The organism is Parabacteroides sp. KHUB-01 (genome assembly GCF_056640935.1).
Genome location: NZ_CM153256.1, coordinates 3,263,183 through 3,284,489, shown reverse-complemented (window position 1 = coordinate 3,284,489; position 21,307 = coordinate 3,263,183). Strand labels below are relative to the sequence as shown.

The following is a 21,307-nucleotide window of genomic DNA, read 5'->3' as shown; positions in this document are numbered from 1 at the left end:
TGATATTTTAAAAAGTTACAGATTGAAACCTATAAATAAGAAAGAGTCAATATTAATTAGAAAACTATATTTCTATCTGAATTTTGGCTGAAGGCCTTAAATTAGGATAGTAAGTTATATTAAAAAGAAAACGAGTTGGCAAGGATTTGAATTCCCGAATTCAAATGAATCAGGAACTATTCCTTGTCAACTCGTCAACTATTTTCTATTCCTCAGAATTATTTCTGATGAAATGTTATCTTACAATCATCAAGGCTGTCGATCATGGCAAGACTTTCGACATGATATCCCATTTTGCGCAGTTCGTTTCCTCCGCCCTGGAATACTTTTTCAATAATAAATCCCATGCCGCAGATGGTTGAGCCTGCCTGTTTTGCAAGGTCAACCATACCCATTGCTGCGTTTCCGTGTGCAAGGAAGTCGTCGATGAACAGCACTCTGTCGTCTTTAGTTAGGAAGTCATTGCTTACACAAACAGTATAGTCGCGACCTTTTGTGAAGGAATGGACAACTGATGTAAGTATGTTTTCCATAGTGTTTGGCTTTTTCTTCTTCACAAACACTACCGGCAGCTGCATAAGATATCCAACCATGATTGCAGGAGCTATACCACTTGCCTCGATTGTCACAATCTTGTTAATCTTCTCATCTTTGAAACGACGTATGAATTCTTCTGCCAGCTGATGCATCAGCATCGGGTCCATCTGATGGTTGATGAAACTGTCCACCTTCAGAATACCGCCGGGGAAACAACGTCCATCCTGTAATATTCGCTGTTTTAATAACTCCATAGTATTATTCTTTTATCTCTGATTTTTCGTCTTTTACTCTGATAAACATATTTGCCAAAATGGCTGTGAGACCTCCGGTTGTTATGCCTGATGCAAAAATAGCACGGATTGCTTCCGGGGCTTTGCTCAATATATCCGGCATCATCTCAACGCTCAAACCTAGCGAAATGCTTGTTGCCAACACTAATGTTGCCTTGCGGTCGATTTCCTGTGAAGCGATGATTCTGATTCCGGCTGACGCTACTGTTCCGAACATAAGCAGTGTTGCACCGCCAAGAACAGGGTCCGGCATCAATGAGAATACTACTCCAACGATTGGGAACAGACCGAGCAATATAAGCATTACGGCAATATAATATCCTACGTATCGGCTTGCTACTCCGGTAAGCTGGATGATTCCGTTGTTCTGCGCGAAAATTGAGTTAGGGAATGAATTGAATATTCCGGCTACGAATGAGTTGAATCCGTCTGCCATAACTCCGCCTGAAACTCTTCGCAAATAAGATTCGCCTTCGATTGACTTGCCTGAGATCATTGAGTTTGCTGTTACATCGCCTGTTGCCTCAATTGCTGTAATCAGATAAATAAGACCTAATGCAAGGAATGATGAGAAGTTGAAGTCCAATCCGTATTTGAATGGGACCGGTATGTTGAATCCGAAAAGGCTCTGTGATGAAGCTGCGCTCAAATCGACCATTCCAAGAGAGAAGGCTACGGCATAGCCTACGCAAAGACCAAGAACGATTGAACTCATTCTGAGATATTTGTTTTTGCAACGGTTGAAGAACAAGACGGTGAGAAGAACTATTGCGGCTACGCTGACATTCTCGAAGCTGCCGAATGTTCCGTTGTCCATTGCCGAATATCCTCCACCGCAGGAAACTACGCCTACCTTGATAAGACAAAGACCTATCATAAGAACGACTATACCCGAAACCAGCGGTGTTATTATCGAACGCATATATTTAAATGTGCAGCTCACTATCATCTCGACCGGCGCTGCTGCCATACAAACTCCGAATATCAGTGGCAGACCTCCGATTGTTCCTGCCGTAATTATCGGACCGATAAATGAGAAGCTTGTTCCCTGAATGCACAACAAGCCGGAACCGATTGGGCCGATTGTCCTGCACTGTATGAATGTTGATACTCCGGAAGCAAACAAAGCCATTGACACAAGGAAACTTGTTGTTTCCAAATCAAGCTTCAACGCTCCTGCAATTATCAGAGGAGGAGTTATGATTGCCACGAAAATAGCCAGCAAATGCTGCAAAGCTGCAAAAACAGCTTCCTTGAATGGTGGACGATCGTCAATTCCATAAATCAAATCCGCAGGTTTCTGCTCATTAACAGATTGTTTTTGTTCCTGTAATGCCATAAGTTAATCTATATTATTATTAATTTAAGTCTTGAAAGTTGGTGACGGAATAGTTGACAAGGCTTCAAAGAGAAGTTGACAAGGCTTCAGATACAAGTTGACAAGGTATTAATAAATTATTAGTAAAAAATATCTCGTCAACTTGTCAACTCGTCATCTTGTCAACTTGTCAACTCGTCAACTAGAACTCTACTCCACTGAGATTTCCGCAACAAGCGGTCTGTGATCCGACTCAACCGGCGCATCCACAACCTTCACATCTTTCAACGACAGTTTTTCGGAATGTTTTTCCGAAACAGCGATATAATCGATGGTTTTTGAAGGTTCGGATGCCGGGAATGTGTATTCCTCAGCTTTGCTCAATATCCTGAAGGTCTTCTTCATTTCATTCAGGAATGCTGATTCAGGCTCGTCGTTCCAGTCTCCGGCAACTATGACGGGTTTGTCGAATTTACTTATAAAATCCTTTATCAGGGCGGCAGATTTTATGCGGTCGGATTCTGTCAGCGAGAAATGAGTTGAAGCGAAACAGAATTTGTCGAACTCAACGACAATCAGTGTACGCTTTTCCTCAGTTCCCGGCAAATCTCTGCGATAGACAGCCTTTGGCTTTTCGGTGCAAAGAACGCCTGTGCCATATTTTCCTCCGTCATAATCTATTGCCGGAGAGAACACGGGAATCATTCCGGTGCGGGCGGCAAGTTCGCCGAGTATGTATTTGCCCTGGCTTCGTCCGGTTACGCTGTCGATTTCCTGGACTGCCACAACATATGGCTTGATGTTATTGATTACGGATGCGGTGCGATCGACAGACACGCTATCGTCCAATCCTCGGCAATTTCGGATATTATAGGTCATTATCCTGAAAACCGAAACTTCTTTCTCACTCTGACTGCTATTTGCACATGAAAGGAGAAATATGCCTAAAAGCAATGTTAGTATATGTATTGACTTCATAACGGGAATTTATCTCGAACGCATTATCTGGTCCAATGTTGCTATAAAAGAATCTATATCTTCATCTGTTGTATCCCATGAGGTGACAAGTCGGGCTTCGTTGCGGGCATCGTTCCACACATAGAAGAAATATTTTTCCTGCAATTTTGCCAAAACGTCGGCTGGCAAGATGAAGAAGAGCTGATTTGATTCTATTTTCTGTGTAAATTTTATTTCGTCGAATTTGCTCATGGCTTCAGCCAGTTTCAATGCGCATTTGTTAGCATGAAGGGCATTTTCCAGCCAAAGGTTATTCTCGAGATATGGCAGGAACTGTGCAGACATGTATCTTAGCTTGGATGCGAGCTGGGCGGACTGCTTGCGGATGTATGCAAGGTTTTCAGTCACTTCAGGACGGAATGAGATAACGGCTTCGCCCATCATCATACCGTTCTTGGTTCCGCCGAAACTCAAGATATCTACTCCGGCATCGACAGTTATTTCCTTCATTGAGCAGTTCAGATAAGCGCAGGCATTTGCAAGTCGCGCTCCGTCCATATGCAAATACATATTATAGGAATGCAAAAGCTCGGATATTGCTTTTACTTCTTCAACGGTGTAGATGGTTCCCAATTCAGAAACCTGAGAGATATATACAGCTTTTGGCTGTGAATGATGGCAAACTCCGAAATTATGAAGGTGAGGTTTTATCAATTCGGGAGTTAATTTTCCATCTTCCGTAGGGATTGTCACGATAGAGCATCCTGTCATTCGGCCCGGAGCTCCGCATTCATCGACATTTATATGTGCTGTTTCTGCGCACAGAATACTGTTGAACGGTCTTGTCACCGCCTGCAAGGCTACGGAATTAGCTCCTGTTCCGTTAAAAACGAAGAAAGGTGACGCTTCGTTACCGAAAATTTCCTTCAACTTAAGAACGGCTTTAGATGTCCATTCATCGTCGCCATAACCTACTGCGTGTCCGTCGTTAGCGTTTATCAACGCCTGCATAACTAAAGGATGTACTCCTGAATTGTTATCGCTCGCAAAACTTCTCATTTTCCCCCTAAAATTTAAAATTTTCGCAAAATTACAAAATCCATTTCAAAAACACGCCAGTAATAAAGTAGTATCGTCAAAAACATAAGGAATAAGCAAAAGTGTCATTAAATAGAAATTAACAACAAATCACCCATATCATCAAGTAATATTTTATCACAAATAGTGGAGAAAGAATGACTATAACCAAGTATTACCGGTGAATACACAAATAATTGACAGAAATTCACCAATACACATCACTTTTTTTCCAAAAACGCTTGTATAGTTATTAAATTATTTTCATACATTTGCAATGAGTTCTTTCATAATAAATAAATATAAACACAGGATTATTATTTTTCGATAATTATGTTTTTGTATTTCATAATATCATATTAAAATTTAATATCTTGTTTTTGCTATAAACTTTCAAAACGACGGATTGTTATACAATAACAAGATTTAACAAAACGTGTTTATATGAATAAGATAGTTGTTTTTTAAGGTAAGAAACATACCAATCCAAATCAATAGAAAAAAGCAACAACTAACTTTTTCTTCATAAACACATGAACACATATTATTGAAAATAGATGTGTAAAAAAAGGCGCATTCCTCGTGATGAAGAGTGCGCCTTGCTTATATTTATCTCAAAATGAAAAAAAATCTAATCCATACCGGACTTATCTGTAATCTTTCAGGGATTTCTGTAATTCCTGTCGTGCAAAAAATATACGACTTTTCACTGTTCCCAAAGGCAAGTTCAGCTTTTCTGATATTTCGTTATATTTATATCCGCTGACATACATTGAGAATGGAATTTTCAATTCATCATTCAAAGATTCTATGACTTTAGTGATTTCCTGAATATGATATGCTCCGTCTGGAGAATCAAATCCGGATTCATTAACAACATCCAAATTATACAAATCGACACCTTGATCAACTACCGTTTGTGTTCTTACAACCTTATGATAATTGTTTATAAAGATGTTTCGCATAACGGTTAAAACCCAACCCTTAAAGTTTACGTTGTCAACAAATTTCTCCTGGTTGTCCAACACCTTCAGAGTAGTGTCCTGCATCAGGTCCTGGGCGTCATCCTTATTAGAAGTCAACATCAAAGCAAAATTCAACATATTCTCCTGGATGCTCATTAACTTTTTCTGAAATTGCAACGCATTCATAATAAAAAATCTTATTAGGTTAAGACACTTCTTGCGTCGTATCTGTCATCAAAATTTTGATAACATTACAAAGATATGAATAAACCTCAGATTTGTTCTACCTGTTATAAATTATTAACTATTATATTATTGCCTTTTATTAATAAATTTATTAAAAGGTCAAAATTACACGAACTGTCCTTCGAGTATGGCATTCGCATCTTCATTCAAAGAATAAAGAATACGTTTGTCCACCATAACATACCCGATTACATCCATTGCCATCAAATCGCTCAGGATATTGCGTGCCACATTATATGATATATGGGCTATCCGGCAAAACTTGCTTACACTGATGTTGGGATTGTTTTCAAGAAATGACAAAAGTATTTTGACCGGCTCGCTGAGCCTGAGCAATGTGCCATCGGGGCGGTTACGTTTACGCCAAGCCCTCACCATAACTTCGTCTGCCAGGATATTCTCATCGTCAATCCTGACGTATGCCTTGTATTTGTCATCTTTGTCCGGTGCGAGATAAGGACGGTCCGGGCACGGCTCAATGTCTATTTCCAAAACTGTTTTCCCTTCAAAATCCCAATAACTGCTTGAGAAAGGAACTTCCGGGCGTGTGTACATTTTCGACGCAGCTTCAATCATGTAGTATTCCTCATCACCTCTGATTCCGGATATTTTTCCGTTATCTTTCACACCAATGAGCAGGCGGCCTCCGTCGGTGTTTGCGAATGCGCTGAGAGTACGTGCTATCTTCTTGCTGTCGCTCACCTCAAACTTAAAGTCCTGCTGTTGATGCTCTCCCTGTGCGATCAACACTTCCAAAGGATGTTTCTTTTTCATTTTAGGTTTTCTTTTGATACGCAAAAATAAAATAAATGCATAACTTTGACAAATAAATAGAGACAAGGGGACAAGGCTATGGTACTTGCCTGCCTGTTTTCTTGCCAGCTCGTTAACTGAAAGTCGGGCTTTGCGGAACTTGAATTAAATTAACATATAAAGATGTCACACATACCTTCACTAATTTCAGATCTTGCCGTTATCCTTATTCTGGCAGGAATCGTGACCATTCTGTTCAAATGGCTGAAACAGCCTGTTGTTCTCGGATATATCGTGGCAGGAATCCTTGCCGGTCCGTCAATAGAAATTATGCCGACAGTGACCAATATGGAAAGCATAAGAATATGGGCTGATATAGGTGTTATATTCCTTTTGTTTGCCCTAGGTTTGGAATTCAGTATAAAGAAACTGCTGAAAGTGGGCGGAACAGCGATTATCGGTGCCATTACAATCCTCACCGGGATGATGACGCTCGGGTATCTGACCGGGACGATGCTTGGCTGGAGCCAGATGAGTTCTATATTCCTCGGCGGTATGCTGTCAATGTCATCAACTACCATTATATTCAAGGCTTTTGACGATATGGGGCTGCGCAACCAGAGATTTGCCGGTGTGGTTTTCGGTATTCTGGTGGTCGAAGATTTATTTGCTGTTTTGCTTATGGTGCTGCTTTCCACTTTGGCTGTCAGCAAGGAAGTGGAAGGTCTGGAGCTGCTCAACAGTGTTATAAAGCTCGGTGTGTTTCTTCTGTTTTGCTTTGTTGTCGGCATTTTTGCCATACCGTCGTTATTGGAAAAGACCAGAAAATATCTGAATGATGAAACTATGCTTATACTCAGCATCGGTCTTTGCCTTGGCATGGTTCTGATAGCGACAAAAGCAGGTTTTTCATCTGCCTTGGGCGCATTTCTTATGGGCTCCATATTGGCTGAGACTGTGGAGGCTGAGCATATTGAAGAGGTTATAAAGCCTGTAAAGAATCTTTTCGGCTCAATATTCTTCGTTTCCGTCGGTATGCTTATCGACCCGGCATTGCTGTGGGAATATAAATGGCCTATTTTAATCATCACTGTTGTGGTGGTTATCGGACAAATATGTTTCGGAACTTTCGGTGTGCTGTTATCCGGTCAGCCTCTCAAGATTGCCATACAGTCCGGTTTCTCGCTTGCCCAAATCGGTGAGTTCGCTTTTATCATTGCTTCGCTTGGACAGACATTGAAAGTGACTGACGATTTTCTGTATCCTATTGTAGTGGCTGTTTCTGTGATAACCACATTCTTTACGCCTTATATGATAAGGATGGCGGAACCGGGAGTAAGATTTGCGGAAAGGGTTATACCGGAGCAAGCCAAAAGGTTTCTGGACAGATATACTTCCGGCTCAAATACTATCAGGCAAAAGAGTACTTGGAACAAGCTGCTGAAGGCTTTGCTGAGAATAGTTGGTGTATATACGTCATTGAGCCTTGTTCTTATTTTCACATGGATGCAGTTTGTAGCTCCTATTATCACAAAAGAAATTGAAGGATGGAAAGGCAACGTGATAGCACTGGCAGGAATCATCCTGATAATTGCCCCTCTCCTGAGAGCTATTATGATGAAAAAGAACCGTTCTGTTGAATTCCAGCATTTGTGGCAGGACAGCAAATATAATCGCGGTCCTCTTATTTCACTGATTATTCTGAGGATTCTTCTTTGCGTCGGACTTATAATGATACCTTTGAGTAAATATGTGAACCTCACTGTGGGTTTCCTGTGGGGAATTGCTGTAATGATGATTTTCTTCATTATTTTCTCACGGAAGCTGAAGCGCCAGTCAATTCTGCTTGAACGCCGCTTCTTCAGCAATTTATCTGCAAGAGAAATTGAGGAAGAGAAAAAGGCGCCGATATCACAGAAATTTACGAATCACTTGCTTGAAAGGGATTTGCACCTCGCCGACTATGAGATTAAACAGTCATCTCCAAGTATTGGCAAGACATTGAAGGAGCTTAATTTCCGCAAGAAATGCAATGTCAATGTAGTAACAATTGTGAGAGGTGATGAAAGAATAAATATTCCTGGAGGTGAAGAGCGCCTTTATCCTTTTGACAAGATTGTGGTTGTGGGAAGCGACAGTGATTTGGAATCCTTCCATCAATATATTGAAAAAAGATATCAGGAGTCTGTGCTTGAACATGAGAATGCAAGCAAGGAGGAAGTTAAGATTGAGCAATTTTACATTACTGAAAATTCCTCTCTTATCGGAAAATCCATACAGGATTCCGGTATCCGCGACCAGGCAAAGTGTCTTGTTATTGGTATTGAGCGTGGCAACACATCTATACAGAACCCGCCACCTTCAACTGTGTTCGAAAAAGGTGATATAGTCTGGATTGTAGGCGAACACAAGCAAGCAATATTACTGAGTGAAGGAAAAATTCTGTCAAATTGAAATATTACAATCAGTAGGATATAATAACTCAAGTTTCAAGAGACAGGCTTTAAAGTTGACGAGTTAACAAGGGAACAAGTTGACAAGGAAAAAATCTTGTTAACTTGTCTCTGAGACCTTGTCAACTTTAAAACCGAGCTTGCGAAACATCAATTAATATTCAACAATATGAGATTTTTAGCAATTATACCTGCACGCTATGCCTCAACCCGATTTCCGGGAAAGCCATTGGCTGATATGGACGGAAAGCCGATGATTCAGCGTGTATATGAAAGAGTTTCAGAAGTTATCAGCAATGTATATGTTGCTACAGACGATACGCGCATCGAAGAAGCTGTGAAAGGTTTCGGAGGAAACGTGGTTATGACTTCCGACAAACACAAGAGCGGAACAGACAGGTGCTATGAGGCTTTCACCAAAGTAGGCAACGAAAATGATATTATAATTAATATTCAGGGCGACGAACCTTTTATATGCAAGGAGCAAATAGAGGCTCTGATGCATTGCTTCGATTCGGAGGATGTTCAGATTGCTACTCTTGTGAAGCCTTTCCGTCCGGATGATGATTTCGAAACGGCTCTGTTCAATGCCAACAGTCCAAAGGTTGTTATAAACAAAAATATGGAAGCTATGTATTTCAGCCGCTCAATTATTCCTTATATGAGGGGAAAGCATTTCAGTGAATGGCTGCCGAATCACACATATTACAAGCATATAGGAATGTATGCTTACAGGTCTGATGTTCTGAAAGAAATTACATCTCTGCCTCAGTCTTCACTGGAAATTGCAGAAAGTCTGGAACAGCTCCGCTGGCTGGAAAACGGATATAAAATCAAGGTTGGAATAACTAATCAGGAAACTATTGGTATTGATACTCCTGAGGATATGGAAAAGTCTATTGAGTTTCTTAAGAAGGATAGGTAACTGAGAGTTGACTAGATATCAGAAGATGGTGTGTCAAAACACAAAAAATAAAACACAGAGACACAAAGACACAGAGAATATTCATTGAATATGAATTAAATAAAAAAACTCTGTATCTCGGTGTCTCTGCGTTTAAATATATTTCGACACAACCTCATTTTGTCAACTGAAAAATTATTGCTGAATACTGTTTCTCCTCCTGTTGCAATAACGCTCACATTGCAAACGAAGGTCATATCCAAGAAGAGCTCCAAGGATGAAGTCTTCTTCAGGAGAAAGCATATTCAATGGCTTATCTGCTATCAATCCTATTGTGTGAAGACATTCCGAGCGTCCGAAATAAATATTTACAGAATTCTTCCCTGCTTCCTGCCTTATATATTCTATACCCTGACTTTCCAAACGCTCCACAGCAATCGGTTCATAACACTTGTTGACAGTGTAGAGAACAAGGTTGCGTACTCCTTTCTTGAATTCATATATATGATTCAAAAGGACTTTTATTTCACCGGGTACACCACTGCTCAACATAACCATACAGCAATATCTCCTATATTTTAATGTCAACAAATTTCTGCTTTCAGAGCATTAACCCAATTCTCAATTCTTTCGGGTGTTTTGTCATCCTCATTCATTTCATCAAGAGCAAGCCCGACAAAGCGGCCGCCGACAACTGCCGTAGAATCGTCATAAGTATAATCAGAGGCATCAACAGAACCGATGAATTTGCATCCTGTATTTTGAAGGTCGTTGTAAATTGTGCCCAAGGCATCACAGAATGTGTCGCCAAATGAAGAGGAGTCGCCACATCCGAACAATGCTACAATTTTATCTGACAAATCCATTTTTTGGATTTTAGGAAGGAAATCATACCAATCGTCCTGCAAATCTCCGGCTCCCCAGGTTGAACTTCCTAGCAGCAATACTTCATATTTTCCCACATCTTCAGGCGAAGCTGAGGCTACGTTATGGACATCAGATCCGGGTACACCCAATTTCTCAGCTATTTTATTTGCCACTTCTTCTGTTACTCCACCGGACGAACCGAAAAAAATTCCTGTTGTTTTCATAATTCTTTAACTTATTAAAAATGAGAACGGCCGCGATAAGGCAGAATTGCCGAAAATTATCACGGCCGTTTACCCTAAAACCATTATTTATTATCCAATGGCAAATTTCGTTTTTACAACAGGGCAAGGCAATACCTAGAAAAATGTATTTTCAGGTGCGGATATACCTGAATATTGTGGTTTGGACAGCAAATTGTTTCCTCAGACTATCAGTGAAGCTATGAACTGGATGAAAAGAATAAGGAACACCATTGCTATCGGATACACTGTGGCATAGGCAATACTCGGTGCAGAACTGTCGGACATAGAATCTGCTGCTGCCAGACCCGGAGTACTTGTCATACCGCCGGCAATTGTTCCTAGCAAATCCAATATATTTATCTTGAATACATAATATCCGAATATCAATGCTATTATCATAGGAACCATTGTTATGGCAACTCCTACTCCGAATAATGTCCATCCGCTTTCCTGGAATGTGGAAATAAGATTTGTACCGGCTGATGTTCCGACTTCAGAAAGGAACAAGAGAAGTCCGAACTGACGCAACAACTGGTTGGCTGAGCCTGACATGGTCCACATTATCGGTCCGGTCTTTCCTATCGCGCTTAGGATAAGAGCGACCATCAATATTCCTCCTGTCAACCCCGGTGAGAAACTAAAGCTGTCGGAGAATGAGATGTTCATTTTACCGAAAAGAACACCCAACACTATACCTGCCGCTATCGGGAAAAAGTCTGTATCAGAAAGTCGCTTCTCATCATTTCCTAGGAACTGGCCTAATTCCTTGAGTCCTTCTTTCTCTCCGGCAACCATAAGTTTATCACCTAGTTTCAATGACAAATTCGGTTTCGGAGGCAAGTCGATACCGCTTCGGCGAACTCGAGTTACGGTACAGCCGAATGTTCCCTGCAAGTTAAGATGTCCAAGAGTCTTGTTCACAAGGTTTTTCTTAGTCACAAGCATTGACTGCAATTCCTGAGTTCCGGCAAAAGGAATATCCTTATCCACTCTGCTACCAACTAGAAGGCCGACCTGCTCAAGTGATTTGTCATTGCCGACAACGCGAATCAAATCGCCTTCGGATAGTTTTGTAGTTGCTTTTGGCATACATATCTGGTCACCTTGTTTCAGGCGGGAAACAACGGCACCGGTCATGCTTCGCAACTGTAATTGTGCCAATGTTCTGTTGCATACGGAATCATTCTCAACTCTGAATGTTGCGGCATGCAATGCAGGATACTGGCTCTTGCGTTCAAGCTCCAGCCTGTTTGCTTCCTGCTGCAAATCTATACGCAATATTTTGGGAAGAAGCTTGACAAACAGTATAACACCAATTACACCAAACGGATATGCTATACCGTATGCGATTGAGGCAGCTGAGGATTGAGTTGTGTCGATTGCCACTGCCAAACCTGGTGTACTGGTCAAGGCTCCGGCAATCAGACCGACCAAACTCGGAGTGTCTATATCAAACAAATATTTCAAAGCTACACCTGTAAGACTGGCAGAGCCAACAATAAGCATAGCCAGAATAATCAAAGTCTTTCCCTTACTTTTAAATGAATCGAAGAAACCGGGACCAGCCTGAATACCAATGGTGAAAATAAACAGCACCAAACCAATGTTTCCAAGTTCTTTTGGAATGACAACGCCGAAATGACCAAAGAGCAAGGCGATGAAAATAACAGCTGAAATGTCCAACGACAAGCCTTTGATTTTTACGCGGCCAAGGATAAAGCCAAGAGCAATGATTAAAAACAAAGCAAAATAGGAAGTCTGCAAAAGTGATTCAAACATAATTTATGAAACTTGAGTAAATAATATTTTCGATGCAAAAATAATTGTTTTACAGCATAAAACAAAGCGTGCCAAAACAAGTTGAACTGTTTATTGTAGAAAAGCAAAAGTGTTCATACCTTTGCCGTGTTAATTAAGAATTCAAGTTTCGCTTGGCTCAACTTTCAGTTAACGAGTTGACAAGTTGACGAGTTAACAAGGTTTTTAGGATAATTAGAAGAGAAGTGAGATGTTTCTTTGACCTTGTCAACTTTTAAATTGTGCGACGAGCGAAACTTAATAAATGATAAAAAAGGATGCAGCGATATTTTATTTATTTAAGCTACAATGGCAAGAGTTTTTGCGGATGGCAAATCCAACCTAATGCAGTCACGGTTCAGGAAAGTATTGAGAATGCTTTGACTACGTTGTTACGAAAACCAGTTTCCATTGTCGGCGCAGGCAGAACCGACGCAGGAGTTCATGCAAAGCTTATGATTGCTCATTTCGACTGGGAAACTCCTATTGAGGATTTGGCATTTCTGGCAGAAAAGATGAACAGAATTCTTCCAAAGGATATTGCTATCCATAAGATTGTGCCGGTGCGTCCGGATGCTCATGCCAGATTCGACGCGACATCCCGCACTTATAAATATTATATTACAACAAAGAAGAATCCTTTCAATTACGAATTGTCCTATAAAATTCCCGGAACTCTGGACTTTGATGCAATGAACAAAGCTTGTTCTGTGCTCTTCGATTACATAGATTTCACCAGTTTCAGCAAATTGCATACTGACGTGAAGACCAATAACTGCAAAATATACAAGGCAGTCTGGGAGAAAGAAGGAGATTTATGGGTTTTCACTATTTCGGCGGACAGATTCCTGAGAAATATGGTTCGTGCCATTGTGGGAACACTGATTGAAGTTGGAAGAGGAAAACTTGACGAAGCTGGGCTGAGAAGAGTGATTGAGGCAAAGGACAGATGCGTTGCCGGAACTTCTGTTCCCGGTCATGCGTTGTTTCTGGTTGATGTTACTTATCCGGAGGATATCTTTATTTTATAAATTTCCAAAATCATATGTGGTTATTACTTGCTTTTCTATCGGCATTCCTTCTGGGATGTTATGAAATAAACAAAAAGATGTCGTTAAACGGGAACGCCGTGATTCCTGTTCTGTTCTGCAACACTTTGGTTTGCAGTCTGATTTTTTTACCGTTCATTCTGTTGTCATTCTACACTGACGTTTTGGACAACACACCTTTTTATGTTCCGAAAGTGTCGTTTGAGACTCATGTAGCTGTGTTTATCAAGGCTGTTATTGTTCTGTCGTCCTGGATTTCCGGATACTTTGCCCTGAAGCATTTGCCGATAACATTGTCCGGACCGATTAAGGCTACTCAGCCGGTGCTGACTCTGCTTGGAGCTTTAATCATTTTTGGTGAAAGATTGAATCTGTATCAGTGGATTGGTGTGGCATTTGCTGTGGCATCATTTTATCTGCTTTCTGTTTCGGGCAAAAAGGAAGGTATAAAATTCACAAGTAACAAATGGATATATCTGACTGTTCTGTCTGTGTTGTTGGGAACATGTAGCGGATTATACGACAAGCATCTGATGGGTGACCTTGATGTGATGACTGTCCAGGTGTGGTTCAATGTATATCAGTGCATCATTATGTGTTTCATATTGATATTCCTTTGGTATCCACGCCGCAAACAAACAACTCCGTTTGTATGGAGATGGAATATTCTGTTTATCTCGGTATTCATTTGCCTTGCAGACTGGATATATTTCTATGCTCTGAGTTTTCCGGATTCAATGATATCAATTATTTCAATGATACGCCGCAGCAATGTCCTTGTTACTTTTGCTGCCGGAGCTCTGCTATTCCATGAAAAAAACTTAAAGAGCAAAGCCTTGGATTTATTGCTTGTGTTAATTGGAATGATATTCCTATATTTGGGAACAAAATAAGAATGATTGAAATGAAAAAATTATTGATAACAATGTTTGCCAGTGTGGCGACATTAGGCTCAAATGCTCAAGATATAAATACTTTGTTTCGCCAAATGCCGGACCAATATATTCCTCAACTGGAAAATGCTTGGCGAAAAGATATAACAGATTTATATAACGAAGGAAAAGATGCTTCATTGAAGAATAATATGAACGGAACATCAGTTCTGGAATTGATGAACGAGGATTATCTTCGCCTGAAGTCAACCGAAAGCACTCGCATTGAGATGCGCCGCCTTCCTTTAATCAATAATACTTATGTGATTTGTATGGTGACGACATATTTCGGTCCTGTTGCTGACAGTAAAGTGGAATTCTTCTCAACAGACTGGAAGCCACTCAACACCGGAGATATAATAAATCTGGCCAAAAGAGAGGATTTCTTCAAAGCTGATAATGACACGACATCTATTGCTTGGCAGGAGGTAAACAGTTTTGCTGATTTCGATTTAATCGAATATAGACTTGATGAAAACGAGCCGACACTAACAGCAATTTACAATACTCCTGAATATTTGCCTAAAGAAATGCTGGATAAAATCAATGCTTTTATAAAGAGCAAAGAGAAGAAATATACTTGGAAAAACTCTAGATTTGAGTGATTGACTCAGATACAAGTTGACAAGGAGACAAGTTAACAAGGTTTTTAGATAATAAATTGTAAAGTTACAGTTGTTTTGACCTTGTCAACTTGTTTCTGATGCCTTGTTAACTTTTTATTTGTCTGCCGGATAAACCACACCTAACTGACGACGCACCTCATCAATTATTTCAATGGTTATAAGTGAATTCTTATGGCTATTTATTTCAGACTCACGTTTTCCTGAAAGAACACAATTGATAAATTCTTCTACTTCATAGAAATATTCATCGTGCTCAGTTAGCTTTGAAATATCTTCTGGTTCGTTTTGCTCACCTTTTCCTGATGCAGCGGCAGCACGAGGCTGGAACTCAACTTTGCTGATAAGATTAATCCTGTCGAGAGTAATATTTCCGTCTTCTCCCTGAATTTCTGTAGGAAGAGAAGAATTTGCTATCTTGGAATAAAGTACAGTTGCATTGAGTCCGTCGTATTCGAAATTCACTGCGCCCTGCCCGTCAACTCCTGTATGAAGCAAAACTCCGCTTGCATTTATCTTTGAAGGACGACCGAAAAGTACAACCATTGGATAAACAGTATAAACACCGATATCCATCATTGCTCCGTTGGAAAGCTCTGGTTTGAAGGCATTGAGAACTATTCCTTCCTTAAACTTATCATATCTTGACGAGTATTGGCAATATGAAGAGAAATAGCGTCTTAAAGTTCCTGCACGATGAATATTTTTCATGACTGAAAGAAAATTAGGAGTCAATGTCGGCTTCATTGCTTCCATCAAAGTTACTCCATACTTCTCTGAAGCTTCAATCATGCGTGAAACTTCTGCTGCATTAGATGCCATCGGCTTCTCGCACAAAACATGTTTTCCGTGCTGCATACACAATATGCTTTGCTCGGCATGCTTGAAATTTGGTGATGCGATATACACTGCATCAATCAAATCGCTTGCTGCCATTTCTTCCAATGATGTAAATGTATATGGAATATTATGCTTTTCAGCAAAAGCATCAGCTGTTTCCTGACTACGGGAACAAACTGCTACCAACTCAAAACGCTCGTCTTCACGAGCTCCTTTTATAACCCAATCAGTTATAAAATTGGTTCCTACAACTCCGAATCTTACCTTTTTCATAATACTTTTCTTACAAAGATATAAAAGATTTAATACATTTGCCGAAACAAACATTATCTCAAATGAAGTATATATTAATTTGCCTTGGCTTGATTATGACAATTTCGTCATATAGCCAGTCATTCTGCCTACCAGAAATTTCCACCTGTATTATAACACCTGAAGACAGAGCTTCGTTTTTAGTAAGTCACTATTGGGATTTATACCCTTTCAATTCTGAACCTCTGCCGGAAGATACAACAGAGCAAGCTATGGTAAATTATATAGATTTGTTTCGCTTTGTTAGCAAAGAAGAGGCAATGCAGTCACTAAAAAGCACTATGAACAAGGCGGCAAATTCCGAAAAAGATGTTTTTACTTTCTACAATTTATTTGAGAAATATCTATATGATTTTGATTCTCCAATGAAAAATGAGGAAATGTTTATTCCTGTTCTCGAAGCTTTCATTGATTCAAAAATCATCAGCGAAGACGATAAAATAAGACCGGCTTATTTGTTGGAAATGGCAAAGAAAAACAGAATTGGCACAATTGCGGCAAACTTCGGAATTTGCATGAATAATGATGAAAAATCTATGCTGCATAATCTGCCTGACAAAATAACTATTATGTATTTCTATGACCCAGGTTGCGACGAATGTAGCTTGTTTACTGAAAAGCTAAGAAACAACACTACAATATCAAGACTTCAGAAAGAGAACAAACTGCAGATTCTGGCTGTTTATACAGGCAATGACAAGTCTTTGTGGAATGAATACAGAAAGAATATTCCAGAAGGTTGGATAAATTGTTATGACTATAATATGGATATAGAAAATAATGCTCTTTATGATATCAAGGTGTTCCCTACTATCTATTTATTGGATAAGGATAAGAGCATTATTCAGAAAGAAACTGATTTGAATAGTATTATTAAGTTCTGTCTTAACTATAAATAAAGTTAACGAGGCTTCAGAGACAAGTTGACAAGAAAATGAATTGACTTGTTAACTTGTTCCTGAAGCCTTGTCTTCTATATTACTCTTACTTTCTGAAAGGAGCTTTTACAACAACTGCTTTCAATTTCTTGTTGCGAACCTGAATATAAATTTCAGAACCGACCTTTGAGCAGTCAGTGCGAACATAACCCATGCCAATACCTTTTTTCAGAACAGGAGACATTGTTCCTGATGTAACAACACCAATTTCATTGCCTTCTGCATCAACAATAGGATAGCCATGACGAGGAATACCTTTTTCCTGCAACTCAAAAGCACAAAGTTTGCGGGCTACGCCTTCTTTCTTCTGTCTTTCAAGCTCAGCTCTGTTTGTAAAGTTCTTGCCATCTACGAATTTAGTTATCCATCCAAGACCAGCTTCAATAGGAGAAGTTGTGTCGTCAAGGTCATTTCCGTAAAGGCAGAAACCCATTTCAAGGCGAAGAGTATCACGTGCGCCCAATCCGATTGGCTTGATTCCTTCTGGCTTTCCTGCCTCAAAGATTGCATTCCAAATTGTCATTGCATCCTGAGGATAGAAATACAATTCGAAACCACCGGCACCTGTATATCCTGTATTAGAAATAATCACATTTTTGCAGCCTGCAAATTCGCCTGTAGTAAATGCATAATAAGGAATAGCAGACAAATCAACCGGAGTAAGACGCTGAAGAACTTCCAATGCTTTCGGACCTTGGATAGCCAACTGAGCAGTGCGGTCAGAAGAGTTTTCAAGTTCAGCTCCAACTGTATTATGGCTTACACACCATTCCCAGTCTTTATCAATGTTTCCGGCATTAACTACCAACAGATATTTTTCCGGTTCATAATGATAAACAAGCAAATCATCAACGATTCCGCCTTTTTCATTCGGGAAACAAGTATATTGAGCTTTTCCAATAGGAAGATTTGATGCATCGTTTGATGTTACCGACTGAATAAATTCCAATGCTTTCGGACCTTTAACCCAAAATTCGCCCATATGAGAAACGTCGAACACGCCCACTCCGTTTACAACGGTCATATGTTCATCAATAATTCCGGAATATTCAATAGGCATATTAAAGCCTGCAAATTCGTGCATTTTTGCTCCTAAGGCAATATGCACATCGGTGAATGGTGTTGTTTTCATAAAATAGATATTATTTTTAGTTTTTGAGTTCTTAAGTTTTTGAGTTTTACTGTTTCCGGTTTCCTCGATTTATTTTGCAGCCAGTCGGCTGATGTTTATCACTGTTTCCATTGCCTTTTCCAATGATTTAACCGGAAGGAATTCATATCGGCCATGGAAGTTCAAGCCGCCGGCAAAGATGTTAGGACAAGGCAATCCCATAAATGATAATCTTGCTCCATCAGTTCCGCCACGGATAGGCTTGATAAGAGGAACTACTCCAGCCTCTTCCATTGCTGATTTAGCCAAATCGATTATTTCCATACGAGGTTCGACAACCTCACGCATGTTATAATACTGATCCTTAACAACAGCAACTGTTGAGCCCGGATATTTCATATTCATAACATTAACCAATGCCTGAATATATTCTTTTCTCTTTTCAAATGTATTGCGGTTATGATCACGGATAATATAAGAAAGAGAAGCTTCCTCAACTGTTCCGCTCATACCAATCAGATGATAGAAACCTTCATAACCTGTTGTATGTTCCGGACGCTGTTCTGCCGGAAGCATCATAGCAAATTCAGCTGCAATCTGCGCTGCATTCACCATCTTGTCTTTCGCATAACCCGGATGAACATTCAATCCTTTGAATGAAATCTTTGCTGAAGCAGCATTGAAGTTCTCAAATTCCAGTTCGCCAATCTGTCCGCCATCAATAGTATAGGCAAATTCACAGCCAAACTTCTCAACGTCGAAATGGTCAGCACCTTGTCCGATTTCTTCATCAGGAGTAAACGCGATGCGAATCTTTCCGTGTTCCACTTCTGGATGTTCTTTCAAATAAGCCATTGCTGCGATTATTGAAGCAACGCCACCTTTGTCATCCGCACCAAGAAGAGTTTTTCCATCTGTAACAATTATATCCTGACCGATATAATCATTTATTTCAGGGAATTGTTCCGGAGAAAGAACAATATTTTCTTCATTATTTAATATCACATTGCCGCCTTCATATTTTACGATACGAGGATTTACATTCTTTCCTGACATATCAGGACTTGTATCCAGATGCGCAATGAATCCGATTACCGGAACTTGTTTCTCTGTGTTGGCTGGCAATGTTGCCATAAGATAGCTCTTGTCATCCAGAGAAATATCTTCCAGTCCCAATGCTGAAAGCTCTTCAACCAAAGCTTCGGCGAATACACGCTGACCAGGAGTGCTAGGTGTTGTTCCTGTTGTATCATCAGACTGTGTATCAAAAGTTACATATTTAAGGAAACGATCTACAACTGTCATTTTATTTACATTTTGATTATAATTCCTATGGTCTAAAGGTAAGTATTGCGGTTCAATCTACCAAATTTTAATGGAGGATAATAAAAAAACACGGAAACTCTGTGTTTTTATGTTGACTAATAACACTGGATAAGTCAATCATAACCAAACACAGAATCTCCGTATTATCAATATATATGTATAATCGGCTTATATCAAAGCCATGATTTCTTCAATTAAAAACAGCTGCTTCCGTCGAAACAGTGTGTACAAACTTTGCATTTAGGCAAGCCGATTGCTTCAATTAATGTTTCGAGAGTATTGAATTTCAATGAGCTCAAGCCGAAACGGTCTGCAATGATTTGTACCATCTTCTTATATTCAGGCGAATCAGTAGTTGCGTATTTATCAAGATTCTTGTTTTCATCACCTTCAAGTTCCTTGATTATACGACGTGTGATCAATTCCAAATCGCCCTTTGAAGAAGTAAATCCGATAAACGGACAACTGTAAATCAATGGAGGACAAGCAATACGCATGTGAACTTCTTTTGCTCCATAATCATAAAGAATCTTCACATTGTCGCGAAGCTGCGTTCCACGAACAATTGAATCGTCACAGAACAACAGACGTTTTCCTTCAAGCATTGAGCGGTTAGGAATAAGCTTCATCTTAGCTACCAAAGAACGTAATTCCTGGTTGCTCGGAGTGAAACTGCGTGGCCAAGTCGGAGTGTACTTAGCAATAGCACGGTGATAAGGAACTCCCTTGCCTTCTGCATATCCCAAAGCCATACCAACTCCTGAATCTGGAATACCACATGCACAATCCACTTCAGATTCATCTTTCTGTCCCATCTTGAATCCGCTCTGGAAACGAACGTCTTCAACATTGCGTCCTTCGTAGCTTGATACCGGGAATCCGTAATATACCCAAAGGAATGAACATACCTGCATCTTTTCATTTGGCTTGCGAAGCTGTTCCAAGCCTTCGGCTGTCATTTTGATGATTTCTCCAGGACCTACATATTTATCGATTTCAAAATCCAAGTTAGGCAAACTAGAAGATTCACTCGTAGCAGCATAAGCTCCTTCCTTCTTTCCGATAATGATAGGAGTTCTTCCCCACTTGTCGCGTGCAACAATAACTGCATCTTCAGTAAGGAGCAACATAGAACAAGAACCTTTGATACGGTTGTAAACATTCTCTATGCCTTCAACAAAATCCTTACCCTGAGTAATCAATAACGCAACTAGCTCTGTTGGATTTGTCTTTCCTGAACTCAATTCAGAGAAATGCATATTGGCCTCGAGCAATTCTTTTTCCAATTCATCAATGTTGTTGATCTTCGCAACTGTTACGATTGCAAATTTTCCCAGGTGAGAATTGATAACAATTGGCTGAGCATCATTGTCGCTAATAATACCAATACCAGCATTACCCTTGAACTTAGGAAGGTTTGCCTCAAATTTAGTTCGGAAATATGAGTTTTCCAGATTATGGATAGAACGAATGAACCCTGCTTCTTTATCGTATGTAGCCATACCACCACGACGGGTTCCTAAATGAGAATTGTAGTCTGTGCCATAGAATAAATCAGTAGCACATGAAGATTTTGAGATAGTACCGAAAAAACCACCCATTGTTTTTATTTCTGTTTTGAATTTATGGGTGCAAAGTTACAAAAAAGCGAAAAATATTCAATAACAACAACAGTTATAGTTTAAACTCAATTTCACGAATTAAACACTTTTTGTTTCTCCTTTTAAAACAAATAACAATTTAAGTATTCAGTTATTTAGTTTT

Annotated in this window: 19 protein-coding genes; 6 read left to right on the top strand and 13 right to left on the bottom strand. The window is 39.8% G+C overall.

Features of this window, described 5'->3' with window-relative positions; genetic code table 11:
* Nucleotides 1-218: 218 nt before the first annotated feature.
* The 6 genes from xpt to ACYIAR_RS13840 form a co-directional block, all read right to left on the bottom strand.
* The gene (gene xpt / locus ACYIAR_RS13865) at nt 219-791 is read right to left on the bottom strand and encodes a xanthine phosphoribosyltransferase (protein WP_480330349.1); all 573 of its coding nucleotides are present in this window, start codon (nt 789-791) and stop codon (nt 219-221) included.
* A gap of 4 nt (nt 792-795) precedes the next feature.
* Nucleotides 796-2,169 carry a nucleobase:cation symporter-2 family protein gene (locus ACYIAR_RS13860; protein ID WP_480330347.1) on the bottom strand — a complete coding sequence of 458 codons (1,374 nt, stop codon included), beginning with the start codon at nt 2,167-2,169 and terminating at the stop codon, nt 796-798.
* 189 nt (nt 2,170-2,358) lie between these two features.
* The gene (locus ACYIAR_RS13855) at nt 2,359-3,126 is read right to left on the bottom strand and encodes an endonuclease/exonuclease/phosphatase family protein (protein ID WP_480330345.1); all 768 of its coding nucleotides are present in this window, start codon (nt 3,124-3,126) and stop codon (nt 2,359-2,361) included.
* A gap of 9 nt (nt 3,127-3,135) precedes the next feature.
* Nucleotides 3,136-4,164: a threonine aldolase family protein gene (locus tag ACYIAR_RS13850; protein ID WP_480330343.1), complete on the bottom strand. Its 1,029-nt coding sequence runs from the start codon at nt 4,162-4,164 to the stop codon at nt 3,136-3,138.
* A gap of 665 nt (nt 4,165-4,829) precedes the next feature.
* Nucleotides 4,830-5,333, bottom strand: coding sequence for an RNA polymerase sigma factor (locus ACYIAR_RS13845; protein WP_480330341.1), 504 nt, complete (start codon nt 5,331-5,333; stop codon nt 4,830-4,832).
* A 165-nt stretch (nt 5,334-5,498) separates the two neighbouring features.
* Nucleotides 5,499-6,167, bottom strand: a complete 669-nt coding sequence (locus tag ACYIAR_RS13840; RefSeq protein ID WP_480330339.1) for an AlbA family DNA-binding domain-containing protein — start codon at nt 6,165-6,167, stop codon at nt 5,499-5,501.
* Between the two features lie 162 nt (nt 6,168-6,329).
* Here ACYIAR_RS13840 and ACYIAR_RS13835 point away from each other — a divergent pair, with 162 nt between their 5' ends.
* On the top strand, nt 6,330-8,600 hold the full coding sequence (locus ACYIAR_RS13835; RefSeq protein WP_480330337.1) for a monovalent cation:proton antiporter family protein: 2,271 nt from the start codon (nt 6,330-6,332) through the stop codon (nt 8,598-8,600).
* 168 nt (nt 8,601-8,768) lie between these two features.
* Complete coding sequence (gene kdsB, locus ACYIAR_RS13830; RefSeq protein ID WP_480330335.1) at nt 8,769-9,524, top strand: 3-deoxy-manno-octulosonate cytidylyltransferase; 756 nt, start codon at nt 8,769-8,771, stop codon at nt 9,522-9,524.
* A 174-nt stretch (nt 9,525-9,698) separates the two neighbouring features.
* On the opposite strand, the gene ACYIAR_RS13825 is transcribed toward kdsB, so the two are convergent.
* The 3 genes from ACYIAR_RS13825 to ACYIAR_RS13815 form a co-directional block, all read right to left on the bottom strand.
* Complete coding sequence (locus ACYIAR_RS13825; RefSeq protein WP_480333663.1) at nt 9,699-10,055, bottom strand: DUF2023 family protein; 357 nt, start codon at nt 10,053-10,055, stop codon at nt 9,699-9,701.
* Between the two features lie 32 nt (nt 10,056-10,087).
* A complete protein-coding gene (fldA, locus tag ACYIAR_RS13820) occupies nt 10,088-10,594 on the bottom strand; it encodes a flavodoxin FldA (protein WP_480330333.1) in 507 nt (168 codons plus the stop codon).
* Between the two features lie 201 nt (nt 10,595-10,795).
* Nucleotides 10,796-12,394: an aspartate:alanine exchanger family transporter gene (locus tag ACYIAR_RS13815; protein WP_480330331.1), complete on the bottom strand. Its 1,599-nt coding sequence runs from the start codon at nt 12,392-12,394 to the stop codon at nt 10,796-10,798.
* A 296-nt stretch (nt 12,395-12,690) separates the two neighbouring features.
* Here ACYIAR_RS13815 and truA point away from each other — a divergent pair, with 296 nt between their 5' ends.
* The 3 genes from truA to ACYIAR_RS13800 are packed head-to-tail and all read left to right on the top strand — an operon-like array spanning nt 12,691 to nt 14,998.
* Nucleotides 12,691-13,443, top strand: coding sequence for a tRNA pseudouridine(38-40) synthase TruA (gene truA, locus ACYIAR_RS13810; RefSeq protein ID WP_480330329.1), 753 nt, complete (start codon nt 12,691-12,693; stop codon nt 13,441-13,443).
* A 14-nt stretch (nt 13,444-13,457) separates the two neighbouring features.
* On the top strand, nt 13,458-14,354 hold the full coding sequence (locus ACYIAR_RS13805; RefSeq protein WP_480330327.1) for an EamA family transporter: 897 nt from the start codon (nt 13,458-13,460) through the stop codon (nt 14,352-14,354).
* 11 nt (nt 14,355-14,365) lie between these two features.
* The gene (locus ACYIAR_RS13800) at nt 14,366-14,998 is read left to right on the top strand and encodes a DUF3256 family protein (RefSeq protein WP_480330325.1); all 633 of its coding nucleotides are present in this window, start codon (nt 14,366-14,368) and stop codon (nt 14,996-14,998) included.
* 114 nt (nt 14,999-15,112) lie between these two features.
* Here ACYIAR_RS13800 and ACYIAR_RS13795 read toward each other — a convergent pair whose 3' ends face one another.
* On the bottom strand, nt 15,113-16,129 hold the full coding sequence (locus ACYIAR_RS13795; RefSeq protein ID WP_480330323.1) for a Gfo/Idh/MocA family protein: 1,017 nt from the start codon (nt 16,127-16,129) through the stop codon (nt 15,113-15,115).
* A gap of 62 nt (nt 16,130-16,191) precedes the next feature.
* On the opposite strand from ACYIAR_RS13795, the gene ACYIAR_RS13790 reads away from it, so the two are divergent.
* Nucleotides 16,192-17,067 carry a DUF5106 domain-containing protein gene (locus tag ACYIAR_RS13790; protein ID WP_480330321.1) on the top strand — a complete coding sequence of 292 codons (876 nt, stop codon included), beginning with the start codon at nt 16,192-16,194 and terminating at the stop codon, nt 17,065-17,067.
* Nucleotides 17,068-17,152: 85 nt separating this feature from the next.
* Here ACYIAR_RS13790 and gcvT read toward each other — a convergent pair whose 3' ends face one another.
* The 3 genes from gcvT to ACYIAR_RS13775 all read right to left on the bottom strand — a co-directional run bounded on the left by gcvT (nt 17,153) and on the right by ACYIAR_RS13775 (nt 21,144).
* Complete coding sequence (gene gcvT / locus ACYIAR_RS13785; protein WP_480330319.1) at nt 17,153-18,238, bottom strand: glycine cleavage system aminomethyltransferase GcvT; 1,086 nt, start codon at nt 18,236-18,238, stop codon at nt 17,153-17,155.
* 69 nt (nt 18,239-18,307) lie between these two features.
* A complete protein-coding gene (pepT, locus tag ACYIAR_RS13780) occupies nt 18,308-19,522 on the bottom strand; it encodes a peptidase T (protein WP_480330317.1) in 1,215 nt (404 codons plus the stop codon).
* A 215-nt stretch (nt 19,523-19,737) separates the two neighbouring features.
* The gene (locus tag ACYIAR_RS13775; RefSeq protein WP_480330315.1) at nt 19,738-21,144 is read right to left on the bottom strand and encodes an amidophosphoribosyltransferase; all 1,407 of its coding nucleotides are present in this window, start codon (nt 21,142-21,144) and stop codon (nt 19,738-19,740) included.
* Nucleotides 21,145-21,307: the final 163 nt, after the last annotated feature.

What these genes read in the sequence shown, in the direction of transcription:
- xpt (WP_480330349.1), bottom strand. Translation starts at nt 791, where the DNA reads ATGGAGTTATTAAAACAGCGAATATTACAGGATGGACGTTGTTTCCCC.
- ACYIAR_RS13860 (WP_480330347.1), bottom strand. Translation starts at nt 2,169, where the DNA reads ATGGCATTACAGGAACAAAAACAATCTGTTAATGAGCAGAAACCTGCG.
- ACYIAR_RS13855 (WP_480330345.1), bottom strand. Translation starts at nt 3,126, where the DNA reads ATGAAGTCAATACATATACTAACATTGCTTTTAGGCATATTTCTCCTT.
- ACYIAR_RS13850 (WP_480330343.1), bottom strand. Translation starts at nt 4,164, where the DNA reads ATGAGAAGTTTTGCGAGCGATAACAATTCAGGAGTACATCCTTTAGTT.
- ACYIAR_RS13845 (WP_480330341.1), bottom strand. Translation starts at nt 5,333, where the DNA reads ATGAATGCGTTGCAATTTCAGAAAAAGTTAATGAGCATCCAGGAGAAT.
- ACYIAR_RS13840 (WP_480330339.1), bottom strand. Translation starts at nt 6,167, where the DNA reads ATGAAAAAGAAACATCCTTTGGAAGTGTTGATCGCACAGGGAGAGCAT.
- ACYIAR_RS13835 (WP_480330337.1), top strand. Translation starts at nt 6,330, where the DNA reads ATGTCACACATACCTTCACTAATTTCAGATCTTGCCGTTATCCTTATT.
- kdsB (WP_480330335.1), top strand. Translation starts at nt 8,769, where the DNA reads ATGAGATTTTTAGCAATTATACCTGCACGCTATGCCTCAACCCGATTT.
- ACYIAR_RS13825 (WP_480333663.1), bottom strand. Translation starts at nt 10,055, where the DNA reads ATGTTGAGCAGTGGTGTACCCGGTGAAATAAAAGTCCTTTTGAATCAT.
- fldA (WP_480330333.1), bottom strand. Translation starts at nt 10,594, where the DNA reads ATGAAAACAACAGGAATTTTTTTCGGTTCGTCCGGTGGAGTAACAGAA.
- ACYIAR_RS13815 (WP_480330331.1), bottom strand. Translation starts at nt 12,394, where the DNA reads ATGTTTGAATCACTTTTGCAGACTTCCTATTTTGCTTTGTTTTTAATC.
- truA (WP_480330329.1), top strand. Translation starts at nt 12,691, where the DNA reads ATGCAGCGATATTTTATTTATTTAAGCTACAATGGCAAGAGTTTTTGC.
- ACYIAR_RS13805 (WP_480330327.1), top strand. Translation starts at nt 13,458, where the DNA reads ATGTGGTTATTACTTGCTTTTCTATCGGCATTCCTTCTGGGATGTTAT.
- ACYIAR_RS13800 (WP_480330325.1), top strand. Translation starts at nt 14,366, where the DNA reads ATGAAAAAATTATTGATAACAATGTTTGCCAGTGTGGCGACATTAGGC.
- ACYIAR_RS13795 (WP_480330323.1), bottom strand. Translation starts at nt 16,129, where the DNA reads ATGAAAAAGGTAAGATTCGGAGTTGTAGGAACCAATTTTATAACTGAT.
- ACYIAR_RS13790 (WP_480330321.1), top strand. Translation starts at nt 16,192, where the DNA reads ATGAAGTATATATTAATTTGCCTTGGCTTGATTATGACAATTTCGTCA.
- gcvT (WP_480330319.1), bottom strand. Translation starts at nt 18,238, where the DNA reads ATGAAAACAACACCATTCACCGATGTGCATATTGCCTTAGGAGCAAAA.
- pepT (WP_480330317.1), bottom strand. Translation starts at nt 19,522, where the DNA reads ATGACAGTTGTAGATCGTTTCCTTAAATATGTAACTTTTGATACACAG.
- ACYIAR_RS13775 (WP_480330315.1), bottom strand. Translation starts at nt 21,144, where the DNA reads ATGGGTGGTTTTTTCGGTACTATCTCAAAATCTTCATGTGCTACTGAT.